Origin of the sequence: Roseateles sp. (assembly GCF_036404855.1) — a bacterium.
GTDB lineage: Bacteria > Pseudomonadota > Gammaproteobacteria > Burkholderiales > Burkholderiaceae_C > Pelomonas.
This window is the reverse complement of sequence record NZ_DASWYS010000190.1, coordinates 1-10,537: the sequence shown is the minus strand read 5'-3', so window position 1 is coordinate 10,537 and position 10,537 is coordinate 1. Positions and strand designations below refer to the sequence as shown.

Annotated in this window: 11 protein-coding genes and 1 pseudogene; 5 read left to right on the top strand and 7 right to left on the bottom strand. The window is 66.7% G+C overall.

Features of this window, described 5'->3' with window-relative positions; all coding sequences use genetic code 11:
- The coding region (locus VGF12_RS12750) for a formyltransferase family protein (RefSeq protein WP_331176412.1) at positions 1-767 on the top strand (767 nt) is incomplete at its 5' end.
- Positions 768-861: 94 nt separating this feature from the next.
- On the opposite strand, the gene VGF12_RS12745 is transcribed toward VGF12_RS12750, so the two are convergent.
- The 7 genes from VGF12_RS12745 to VGF12_RS12715 all read right to left on the bottom strand — a co-directional run bounded on the left by VGF12_RS12745 (position 862) and on the right by VGF12_RS12715 (position 7,913).
- Positions 862-1,974 carry a DegT/DnrJ/EryC1/StrS family aminotransferase gene (locus VGF12_RS12745; protein WP_331176411.1) on the bottom strand — a complete coding sequence of 371 codons (1,113 nt, stop codon included), beginning with the start codon at positions 1,972-1,974 and terminating at the stop codon, positions 862-864.
- Positions 1,975-1,997: 23 nt separating this feature from the next.
- Complete coding sequence (locus tag VGF12_RS12740) at positions 1,998-2,825, bottom strand: phytanoyl-CoA dioxygenase family protein (protein WP_331176410.1); 828 nt, start codon at positions 2,823-2,825, stop codon at positions 1,998-2,000.
- Complete coding sequence (locus VGF12_RS12735; RefSeq protein ID WP_331176409.1) at positions 2,822-3,619, bottom strand: hypothetical protein; 798 nt, start codon at positions 3,617-3,619, stop codon at positions 2,822-2,824. Before VGF12_RS12735 ends, VGF12_RS12740 begins: the two co-directional genes overlap by 4 nt.
- Before the next feature lie 10 nt (positions 3,620-3,629).
- Positions 3,630-4,454, bottom strand: a complete 825-nt coding sequence (locus VGF12_RS12730) for a hypothetical protein (RefSeq protein WP_331176408.1) — start codon at positions 4,452-4,454, stop codon at positions 3,630-3,632.
- A gap of 11 nt (positions 4,455-4,465) precedes the next feature.
- Entirely contained in the window at positions 4,466-5,995 is a 1,530-nt protein-coding gene (locus tag VGF12_RS12725; RefSeq protein ID WP_331176407.1) for a glycosyltransferase, read from the bottom strand.
- A gap of 71 nt (positions 5,996-6,066) precedes the next feature.
- Complete coding sequence (locus VGF12_RS12720; protein ID WP_331176406.1) at positions 6,067-6,462, bottom strand: adenylyltransferase/cytidyltransferase family protein; 396 nt, start codon at positions 6,460-6,462, stop codon at positions 6,067-6,069.
- On the bottom strand, positions 6,462-7,913 hold the full coding sequence (locus VGF12_RS12715) for a CDP-glycerol glycerophosphotransferase family protein (RefSeq protein WP_331176405.1): 1,452 nt from the start codon (positions 7,911-7,913) through the stop codon (positions 6,462-6,464). The genes VGF12_RS12720 and VGF12_RS12715 overlap by 1 nt, the downstream gene beginning before the upstream one ends.
- Before the next feature lie 313 nt (positions 7,914-8,226).
- On the opposite strand from VGF12_RS12715, the gene flhD reads away from it, so the two are divergent.
- The 4 genes and pseudogenes from flhD to VGF12_RS12695 all read left to right on the top strand — a co-directional run.
- Positions 8,227-8,547, top strand: a complete 321-nt coding sequence (flhD, locus tag VGF12_RS12710; protein WP_293501748.1) for a flagellar transcriptional regulator FlhD — start codon at positions 8,227-8,229, stop codon at positions 8,545-8,547.
- Between the two features lie 48 nt (positions 8,548-8,595).
- Positions 8,596-9,132 carry a flagellar transcriptional regulator FlhC gene (gene flhC, locus VGF12_RS12705; RefSeq protein ID WP_331176404.1) on the top strand — a complete coding sequence of 179 codons (537 nt, stop codon included), beginning with the start codon at positions 8,596-8,598 and terminating at the stop codon, positions 9,130-9,132.
- A gap of 4 nt (positions 9,133-9,136) precedes the next feature.
- The gene (locus VGF12_RS12700) at positions 9,137-10,192 is read left to right on the top strand and encodes a glycosyltransferase family 2 protein (protein WP_331176403.1); all 1,056 of its coding nucleotides are present in this window, start codon (positions 9,137-9,139) and stop codon (positions 10,190-10,192) included.
- A pseudogene (locus VGF12_RS12695) lies at positions 10,189-10,537 on the top strand (class I SAM-dependent methyltransferase); the annotation flags it as partial. The gene VGF12_RS12700 and the pseudogene VGF12_RS12695, both read left to right, overlap by 4 nt.

Here is a 10,537-nt window from a genome sequence, read left to right as displayed (position 1 = left end):
CGACGCCCGCGGGCCAGGCCGGCCCTCGTTCGGCCCTCGTTTCGCAGCATCGTCAACCTTCTCCATCCATCATGTTCTTCATCGGTTCCGGCGCCCTGTGTTACCAGGCGGTCGATTTCGCGCTGCGCGCCGGCCACGGGGTCGACGGTGTGTACTGCCCGCCCGGCGATGCCGCCGCCAAGCGGCTCGAAAGACGTGGCGTGAAGGTCACCGTCGGCGAGCAGCCTGGCGAGGACCTGCCCGCATTGCTGGCGCAGGTGGCGGACGGCGTCGTGTTTTCGATCAACAACGCCCATCTGCTTGCGGACGAGCTGTTGCGTTGCGGCCCGCGCTTCTTCAACATCCACAACGGCCTGGTGCAACGCTACCGCGGCATCGCCGAGGTCTGCATCTTCGCCGCCCTTTGCCGCGGCGAGGCGCGGTATGGGGCCACGCTGCATGAATTGCTGCCGGGACAGAAGGTCGACACCGGACCGGTGGTCGCGCAGCTGGATTTCGACATCGGCGCGGACGACGGGTTTGCGGACGTGATGCGCCAATCCTTGGCGACCTGCCAGCGGCTGTTCGAGCTGCAACTGGCCGGCATTCTGGCCGGTCGCGCACGGCCCGTGCCGGTGGCCTTGGAGGACCGCGCGTTCAGCTACCACAGCCTGCCCGGCCTCATCGCGGCATGCGACGACCCGTCGAGGCTGGCGCGCGCCTCGCGGCTGGGTCCGTACGCCGGGTTCTTCGCGCGGCTGAACGCAGCACTGGCCGAGCCGCGCTGAGCGAGCGGTCGCGGCGCCATCGGCCAGCGGCCCCATCAGCCAGGGTCTGCACGTCGAATGCTCTGCCATGCCATTCAATGCCGCGTGGTGGGGCTCAGCCCCTGATGAGACCAATCACCCGATCCTGATCGGCCTGCGTCAGTGCCGGGTAGATGGGCAGGCACAGCACCTGACGCGCCGCCTCGTGCGCCACGGGCAGCAGGTCTGGCCGCGCCGAAGGCAGGCCGCGATACATCGAGAATTCCGAGATCAGCGGATAGAAGTAACGCCGCGCCAGGATGCCGGCGTCGCGCAGGCGCTGGTACAGCGCATCGCGCGAGAGCGGGAAGCCCGGTCCCACCATCACCGGGAAGTAGGAATGGTTGCGGGTCACGCCTGCAGGTTCCTGCAGCATGGCCAGGCCGGGCACGTCGGCCAGGTGCTCCCGGTAGTGCCGCTCCACTTCGGCACGGCGCTCGATTGCGTGGCCGACATGCTGCAGCTGGAGCAGGCCCAGTGCTGCGTTGAACTCGCTCATCTTGCCGTTGATGCCGGTGGCCACGACGGTGGTCTCGTTGACGAAGCCGAAATTCTTCAGATGGTCGATGCGCTGCTTGCTGCGCGCATCGGGGCTGATGATGGCGCCGCCCTCGAAGGTATTGAACACCTTGGTGGCGTGGAAGCTCAGCACCGACAGGTCTCCGTGCGTCAGGACGCTGCCGCCGTCCTGGCGGCGGATGCCGAAGGCATGGGCTGCGTCGTAGATGACCTTGAGGTTGTAGTCGTCGGCGATGCGCTGGATTGCGTCCACGTCGCAGGGGGTGCCGTAGCAGTGCACCGGCATGATGGCGGTGGTCTGCGGGGTGATCAGCGCCTCGATCTTGGCGGGGTCAATGTTCAGCGTTACCGGGTCGATGTCGGCGAACACGGGTTTGATGCCGTTCCACATCAACGAGTGCGCCGTGGCGACGAAGGAGTACGGCGTTGTGATGACCTCGCCGGCGACGCGCAGGGACTGCAGCGCCGTTACCAGCGCGAGGGTCCCGTTCGTGAACAGCGAGACGTGCGGCACGCCGAGGTACTCGCTGAGCGCCTGCTCGAAACGACGATGGAAGCTGGCGCCGTTGGTCAGTGCTCGGCTGTCCCAGATCTGCTGCAGATAGGGCAGGAACGTTTCCAGCGGGGGCAGATCGGGCTGGGTGACGTAGATCGGCGTGGAGGCGGACATCGGGATTCCTTGGTGGTCTGCCCTCAGTCAGTGGACTGGGCCTGCAGTGCTTCGAGCTGTTTGTAGAGCGCGCGCAGCCGCTGCGTGCGTGAGTTCTCGAACAGGAAGTCGGGGTCGTAGCTGATTGCCCAGTCGTTCACCTCGCGGCCGCCGCAGATCGGGTACTGACTGGCGGGATCGTCCGCGTGATTGATGTGGAGGTCGTAGTAGACGCGCTCGGCCTGTGTCTCGTTCGGACCGGAGCGATGCCACAGCGCCGAATCCATGACGATCACGTCACCCGGAAGAACCGAGGGCGTCGGCCGCATCAGTGCCGCGGGTGCCACGTCGTGCAGGCCACCGGCATCGCCGAGAAAGCCGAACTTGTGCGTGCCGGGAAAGAAGGTCAAGCCCCCGTTGGCCTGGTTGCATTCGGTCAGCGGCACGAAGAACGAATAGCGTTGGAACGACCCGTGGTGGTAGCCAATGTCCTGATGCAGGAACACGGGCGCGACGTCCGTCGCATCCTTCTTAACGATGCGGATGTTGTACAGCCCCACGTCGCCGCCGAAGAACTGGGCCGCCAGCGCCAGGAAGGCCGGCTCCTTCAGGATGCCGGCCAGTGAGTGCTGCAGATCGAACTTGACCTCGGTCAGGTGGAAGGGAGTGCGGTCGAAATCCTTGCTGGCCTTGTAGCGGTCGTACACGTCCTTGTACCGGGTGCAGACCTCGACCGGCAACGCGTTGCGGACGATGAAGAAGCCCAGCTCCCTCAGCACGTCGAAGTCGACTGATGGTCCGACGTGCCGATGCGCTTCCAGCAGCGCGTTGAGGCGCTGCACGGGCATCCGGATGCGCGGCGCGGCGCTCATGCGGCCGTGAACCGTTGGGACCGCAGGATAAACAGCGGCCGGTTCAGGAACTCGCCCAGCGAATCGTCCCGGGCGATGTTGCGATCGTTGGGAGCCTGGTAGCTGACGCGCCCGTCGGCCCCCTTCTCGGCGATACCGATCTGCTCGATCTGCCAGTACCCGTTGGTGCCGGTACGTACGAACTCGATCATCTCGGACTTGGTGCCATGCGGGAACAGGCCTAGCTTGGGGTCACCCTTCCAGTTGAAGCCCAGCTGGAAGATCAGTGTGCCGACCTGAGTGCTCATCCGGTTGAGCTGGTCCAGGAACTCGCGCTTCGCCTCGGCCATGCCGAGCTCGCCAGTGCCATAGACGCCGCCCAGGTGGTGAAGCACGTTGAGCAGCAGGCCCACGTCGTATCGCTGCGGGTCGTCGCCGAACTGGTAGTACTCGTTGAAGAACGCGAACTGGTCTCGGCATTGGGCCTTGGCGATGGCGGTTTCGACGAATTCGCCGCAGGTCGTCTGGCCCTCGTAGCCCGCCACCTTGCGCGCGCCGACGTCGAGCAGACTGAAGAGAAAGTAGCCGTGGTTGCAGCCGATGTCCAGGCAGCGCTTGCCGCTGAAGTCCACATGCTGCGTGAAGAAGGCGAAGCGTTCGCGTTCGTAGTAGCGGTACTGGCTTTCGTCGGGCGTGCCCGCCAGCGGCGCGTTGAAGCGTTCAGGTAGGGCGCGATAGCCGCTGTGATCGCCTTCCCGGGCGTGGCGGGCCAGGATGGCCTTCAACTGCAGTGCGTCTTCTTGGCTGATGGACATTCGATTTCCTTCAAGAGCGGGCGGCGGCATGCCAGCCCTGAGCGACCCGGTTGGGATGCCCGTCAAAAATGCGGTCGAACACGGCGAGCGCCTCGTCGAGGGAGAACAGGCCTTCGACGACATGTTTCCAGAACGGCGCATCACCACGGCTGATGACCAGGTTGACCCGCACGGGGATGGACTCGTAACCCAGCGCCGCCACGGCGGCCGCCCGGTGGCTGCCGGCAGAGACCAGCCACCGCCAGGCATGGGCTTCGTCCACGAGCGCGGTGACGCGGATATCGCCGTCTGGCTCATCGGAGCGGATGTAGCCGTTCTCCTTGATGAGCCTCAGCACGCGCAGGATGCGCTCGGCCTCGATGCGGATCTTCCGCTCGCTGACAGGGCCGCAGGGCAGCCAGCCCTCCGAGATGCCCACGTCCCAGCCGACCGAGCGGTTCTCGACCAGCGCTGCGTCTTCGTGGACCTGGCGATAGGACGCGACCGTGCGGGCGCGCCAGGGCAATACCGCAGCCCAGGGTGGCTCGGCGGCCAGCGCGGAGTCTGGTGAGATATCCAGCCATTGGGCCGCGTTTGCGGGCTGCACGGCCTCGTAGTAGGCCCGCAGCACGGCGCTCATGACGTCAAGGGTGTCGGCCCGATCCAGCCCGTGGGCCAGGGCGCTGCGGGCGGCGTCGACGAACGGTGTCGGCTGGGCCAGGGACAGGGCGAGCGTGCGGCCGTGCTCGAACCGCCCTTCCAGCAGAGCCTGGCTGAACATCTCGCTGTAGCGCAGTGACAGCGGATGGTTGGTGCTGTGCCGGAGGTCGAGCAGGCGCGGTGCGTCGTCGGTCATCTGATGCCGGATCAGGAGGCTTCCGCCATCTGATCCGTCCGGGATTCATTCAGCAGGCTCTGCCTGACCTGGTCGTCTAGCTTGGAGGCGTTGATCTTGGCCAGCATGGCGGTCGCTGCCTCCGTATTGCCCAGGCGCTCCTGCAGACGCAAGATCGCCACCCACGTCTTGACGCGGCGTCGTTCCTTCTCGGCGTCGGGCAGGGGCATCCAGGCGCTGAACTCGTTCACGCGCCGCACGGCACCGACCATCGTGTCCAGATAGGCGCAAGCTCCGAAGGTGCCGAGGTAGGAGATGAGGAACTGGTCGCCGAATGCGCTCAGCGAGCGCTCCGGGGGCAGCTTGTCGAAGGTCTTGCGGAACACCAGCGACAGTCCCCAGACCAGCATCTCTACGGACATCAGCTGCTGCCGCGAGAGGCGGAAGTCGCGCGCGCCGGCCGACCACAGCCGCACCGCCGCGCCGGCCTCGTGGAACAGGTAGTAGTTGTGCGCGGAACACGAGAGGTCCGGGTTCGCGATCAACAGCGAAACCTGGCGTTGCAGCTTGCTCGGCTCAATCCAGTAATCGTCGCCCTCGCAGCAGGCGATGAACTCGCCTCGCGAGGCCGCCAGTGCGATGTCGAAGGGGCGCCGGCTTTCCTGGGATAGCTGGTTTTCCGTCTGCAGGATGGGGCGGATGATGGTCGGGTAGCGTTGCTGCCAGGCGCGAATGATGTCGGCCGTGCCGTCGGTGGAAGCGTCATCGTGGATGACGATCTCGAAGGGAAACTCGCAGTCCTGCGCCAAAAAGCTGCGAATCGCCGTTTCGATGTAGCGCTCATGGTTGTACGTGTGGCACATGATTGTGACCACCGGCGTGGCAGCCCTGTCGCCCCAGCGCCGAAGCAGCTCGGCTTCTGCCTGTACGGGCGGCACGGCCAGTACCTTGGCGTCGGCGCCCAGGCCCTCGGCCACCCAGCGGTCCGCTTCGGCGTAGCGGCCCAGGTGATGCAGGCAGACCGAGGCCAGGCCATAGGCATTGCGGGGGAAGCCGTTCGGCAGGGCTTCGCGCAACCGCTCCAAGCCGCGCAGTGCCGCAGCCCAGCGCTTCAGGCGCAGGGTCACGCGCACGGCTTCGGCCAGTTGCTCGGTCGGCCCGTGCGCGACCAGAAATTCCGCCCGCAACCGCTCCTGCAAAACTTCGACGCCATCGTCCAGGCTGAAGCTTCCGACCAGCCATTGCGCGGCCTGGGCGGTGAAGTCCGCGGATGCACCGGCCGGTGCGTCGAGCACGCCGGTCAAGGCCAGACGCAGCGCCTCGACGCGCTGTGCCTGCGTGGCGCCCGGCGCTGCGGCCATGAGAAGCGCGTGTGCGAGGTCGACGCCGCCGATCGCCACCGCGCCGACCAGCACGGGTGCGGCAAGCCAGCGCGTCGGTCCGATGGCCCGCAGCGTGTCACCCAGCTGCGCGCCCTGGCCGCCTTGGCTCAGCTGTTCCTGCAGTTGGCGCAGCAGGCCGGGGATGTCCGGGTCGATGGGGGCAAACAGTGTGTGATCCATTGAAAACCAGCTCGCGCGACGCAGGGGTCAATGCGCAATGTACAAACGGGAAGCGTCCGGTTCTGGCATGCCTATTCCCGGATGTACTGCTTCAGCTCCGAGCTCGACACCCCTTGCGTTCGTGGCAGGTAGACCACCTCGCACAGCGGCTTGAGCTCATCGAATTTTCCCAGCCAGTCGTCTCCCATCACGAAGGCCTGCACGTGATGGCGGCGGATGTCGTCCGCCTTCTGCTCCCAGCAGGTCTCGGGGATGGCAAGGTCCACGTAGCGGCAGGCGCGCACCAGCTCGATGCGGTCGGCGAAGGGCACGGCCGAGCGCTTGCCCTTCTGCGCATTGAACACGTCGGTGGAGACGGCCACGATCAGCCGGCCCCAGCGCTCCTTGATGCGGCGGAACAAGTTGACGTGGCCGATGTGGAAGAGGTCGTAGGTGCCGTAAGTGATGGCGGTCGACGGCTCGGACATCACTGTCTCCCCAACGCAGCGTCCAGCTCCTGGGCGATCAGCGCGAGCAGGCGCTGGCCAGCATCGCCGTCCGCCCGGTCATGCAGTGCGTCGCGCAGCGCGTGGCGGGCCGCAGCGGAACTGGTGGGCTCCTTCTGCGCCTTGACGAGCTTCAGCAGTTCGCCCACCGTCCCGGCTACGGGGCCGGGCGGCGTCGCGAGCTTGGCGTCGAAGAGCTGGCGGGATTTTGTCGTGTAGGCCGCGTGGTCTGGGCGGAACAGCAGCACGGGGCGGTCCAGCAGCAGGTAGTCGAACATGATGGACGAGTAGTCCGTGATCAGCGTCGTGGCCAGGCGCAGAAGCGGGTAGGCATCGCTGCGCGAGCGAACGAAACTGACGAGCGGCAGCACCTCGGCCAGCTTGGGCACCAGCGGCTGCTCCACCGGGTGCAGATTGACGATGAGCAGGTCACCCGCTGCGCCGATGGCCGCGGACAGGTCGGGCAGGCCGGCGTCCATCATCCAGCCGTGGTTGCCGTCGCGGAAGGTGGGGGCGTAGAGGTAGACGCGCTTGCCACGCTGGCGGTAGCCTGCGGCACGCTGGTAGACGTCCATGTCCACGTTGAGCAGGTCTTGCGCCGTGGGTTCGCGCAGCAGTACGTCATTGCGCGGGTAGCCGATGGGCGCGTAATGCCGGAAGCCGAACCAGCGGCGGAATTCGGCCTCTTGCGCGGCTGAGGTGCCGACCAACTGGCTGAAGTCGCCGCAGGTACGCAGCACGCGCGCGAAATGCGGCGACATGTTCGCCAGCCCGGCGAGGTTGCGGAAGCCGATTTCCTTGATCGACACACCATGCCACAGCTGTACCTGGCGGGCGCCGGCCAGCAGCGCGGCGGCGTAGGGGTTGCTGTTGAGGAGATGGTCGTCGATGACGGCGACGGCCGCAGCCAACGCGGTGTGCAGGTGTGCGGCCGTCCAGTCGGCTGGGTTGGCTGGAAAGCAGTGGCCACCGGTCTGGGCCACCAGCTCGGCCTGTCTGGCGTCCATGGGCAGGAACCAGCATTCGGCGTGCAGCGCCTCCGCCTGGGCCAGCGCAGCCAGCCATGCGTACTTCACGTTGTTGCCGAAATAGGTGCCGCCCACGAAGACGACGATGCGCTCCTTGGGATGCATGCGCGACACCTCGGCCAGGTCGCGGCTGCTGCGCTCCAGGTTGAGCGCAGCCTGCAGCTCCTCAAGCTGCTTGGCCTGGGCTTGCCCGCGCTGGTCGAGCGCGTGGACGTCCTCATTGCGCAGCTGGACGATGTTGTCCACCAGTTCGCCGATGGACGCGATCAACTCGGCATTGCTGGCTTCCAGCGTCGCGACGCGTGCATCCAGTCCCGAAGCCTCGACAGGTGCCAGCGCGGCGGCAATCTGCTGCGCCAGGGCATCGGCGTGGGACGGCGCCGCGGGGGCAGGGCCTTGCGACATGGGCAACTAACTCCTTCTCAAGAGGCATCCTCTCGGTGTGCAGCCGAGCTCGGGGACTTGCCGGCAACGCGCCGGGTGACAAGCGATCACGAGAATAGGCGCTGCCAAAAACGGCGAAACCGGGTCGTGGCCCGGTTTTGCATGCCTGTTCGTCGGCCGCGTCTCTTATTGTGCGGTCCAGCAGCAGGCCTGTAGGAGTTTGCCTGACAAGCCCGGGATGCAACCCTGACGGAAAACGTGGAATTGGGACGATGTTGCGCCGCATCTCGACTCTTCAGAATTCGTTCCACGCTGAACCAGCAAGGAGCCGACGATGAACACCGAGCAAATCCTCAACGAAATCCGCGAAGCCAATCTGTCCTACCTGATGCTGGCCCAGAGCCTGATCCGCGCGGACCGTGAGCAGGCGCTCTATCGCCTGGGTATCAGCGAGGACACGGCCACGCTGATCGGCACGCTGAGCCCGGCGCAGATCATGAAGGTTGCCTCCGGCAACACGCTGCTGTGCGCCTTCCGCATGAGCGATGACCTCGTGTGGGGTCTGCTGACCAATCACAGCAAGCCCGGCGCGAACGAGAGCGTGTCCCGCCTGCATGCTTCCATCCTGATGGCCGGCCGTCACGAGCACGCCTGACCTCGCGACATCTCGCTGCCAAATAGTTCACAGATTCCGGAGCCCACCATGCGCGTCAAGAGCATCCTGACCGAAGCCAAGCAGATCGAACGTGCCGTTCAGCTGATTCACCTCGGTGCACGCCTGCAGGTGCTGGAATCCGAAACCGACCTGTCCTACGAGCGGCTGCTGCGCCTCTATAAGGAAGTGAGCGGCAAGTCGCCGTCCAAGGGCCAACTGCCGTTCTCGACCGACTGGTTCATGACCTGGCAGCCCAACATCCACGCCAGCCTGTTCCTGAACATCCACGAGTACCTGAACAAGGCCGCGGAGATGGACGAGATCGACACTGTCATCAAGGCCTACCAGCTCTATCAGGAGCAGACGACGGCCCAGGGCCTGGAGGCCATGCTGTCGGTCACGCGGGCCTGGCGCCTGGTGAAGTTCGTCGACAACGGCATGCTCACGCTGACCCGCTGCTCGAAGTGCAACGGCCAGTTCGTGACCCACCCCCACGAAATTTCCCGCCACTTCGTCTGCGGCCTGTGCAACCCCCCCGCGCGCGCCGGCAAGGGCAAGGCGGCGGGTGGCATTCAGATGCACTGAGCGCGTGAGCGTCGCTGATCGCCGCATCGCGCTCGTCGTCATCGCCCGCGACGAGGGCCGCCGCATCGCGCGGCTGCTGGACAGCGTGCGTCCCTGGGTGGACGAGATGCTGGTGCTCGACACAGGCTCGAGGGACGACACGGTTCGCGTCGCCAGCGCGCATGGTGCCCGTGTGGAGCACTTCGCCTGGTGTGACGACTTCTCCGCCGCGCGCAACCAGGCGCTGGCACTGGCGCCGGCCGACTGGCACCTGGTGCTGGACGCGGACGAATGGCTCATCGCCGGCGGCGAGGCCTTGCGGGCCCTGCGCGCCGCGCCACCCGATTTCGTTGGTGCGCTGCAGTTGCGCGACCGCTTCGACCAGTCGCCCGGCCGGCAGGCAGAGGCCATCACCTGGCTGAGTCGAGTGCTGCCGGGTGCCGTGCGCTACGCGGGCCGTGTGCACGAGCAACCCCTGCATGACCTTCCCGTGCGCCGGCTGCCGCTGGTGGTGGGGCATGACGGCTACGTTTCAGAACGGCTGGCGGACAAGCGCGGCCGCAACCGCCGGCTCCTGGAGCAGGCGCTGGCAGAGGCTCCCAAGGACGCCTACCTTTGCTACCAGCTCGGCAAGGACTTCGCCGTGTACGACGAGCACGCGGCCGCGGAGGTTGCCTTCGAACGTGCCTGCCAGCAGCCGGGCGCAGCTGCCGCGCCGTGGTGGTTGGACCTGGTGGCGCGGCGCCTGTTCGCCCTCAAATGCCTCGGCCGGCATGCCGACGCCGTGGACTTCGCGCAAACGCAGATGGAAGCTGGCGCCGAGTCGCCCGATTTCTTCTTCGCGCTGGGCGACCTCTTGCTGGACCTGGCTGCCACGCGGCCCGAGCAGGCCGGCGAGCTGTTGCCCATGGCCGAGGCTGCCTGGCGACGCTGCCTTGAACTGGGCGAGCGCTCCGACCAGGTGGGCGCCGTGGCTGGCCGCGGCAGCTTCCTCGCCGCGCACAACCTGGCAGTGGTGCTGGAAGGCACCGACCGCGCGGCTGAAGCCGAGGCGGTGCGCGCCGCCCATCCCTGGCCGTGAAGTTCGTCACGGCCTGGCCGCTGTCGGCTCTGCTCGTCTGGCTGGTGGCCTGGCTGGTGCAACTGTTGCTGCGGGGGCTGGGCCCTGACGTTTCACTCGCCGCCGGTGCGACGGTGGGCGTTGTGCTGGGCTTGCTGTATCGCGAGCGCTGGCGCCGGCTGATCGTGGCACTGGGCTTCCCGACGTCGGCGCTGTTGACGGGCTGGCAGCCCGGGGAAGGAAGCTGGGCCTGGAGCGGCGGATGGCTCCTGGCGCTGGCCCTGCTGTGGTGGCTGTACCCGCGCCGCGCTTGGAGCGAGGCGCCCGTCTTCCCGACGCCGCGCGGTGCGCTGGCGCCGCTGCCGG

Excerpts from the sequence above, each read along its gene's own strand:
- VGF12_RS12735 (WP_331176409.1), bottom strand. The coding sequence starts at position 3,619 with ATGTCCATCAGCCAAGAAGACGCACTGCAGTTGAAGGCCATCCTGGCC.
- VGF12_RS12740 (WP_331176410.1), bottom strand. The coding sequence starts at position 2,825 with ATGAGCGCCGCGCCGCGCATCCGGATGCCCGTGCAGCGCCTCAACGCG.
- VGF12_RS12720 (WP_331176406.1), bottom strand. The coding sequence starts at position 6,462 with ATGTCCGAGCCGTCGACCGCCATCACTTACGGCACCTACGACCTCTTC.
- VGF12_RS12715 (WP_331176405.1), bottom strand. The coding sequence starts at position 7,913 with ATGTCGCAAGGCCCTGCCCCCGCGGCGCCGTCCCACGCCGATGCCCTG.
- flhC (WP_331176404.1), top strand. The coding sequence starts at position 8,596 with ATGCGCGTCAAGAGCATCCTGACCGAAGCCAAGCAGATCGAACGTGCC.
- flhD (WP_293501748.1), top strand. The coding sequence starts at position 8,227 with ATGAACACCGAGCAAATCCTCAACGAAATCCGCGAAGCCAATCTGTCC.
- VGF12_RS12745 (WP_331176411.1), bottom strand. The coding sequence starts at position 1,974 with ATGTCCGCCTCCACGCCGATCTACGTCACCCAGCCCGATCTGCCCCCG.
- VGF12_RS12730 (WP_331176408.1), bottom strand. The coding sequence starts at position 4,454 with ATGACCGACGACGCACCGCGCCTGCTCGACCTCCGGCACAGCACCAAC.
- VGF12_RS12725 (WP_331176407.1), bottom strand. The coding sequence starts at position 5,995 with ATGGATCACACACTGTTTGCCCCCATCGACCCGGACATCCCCGGCCTG.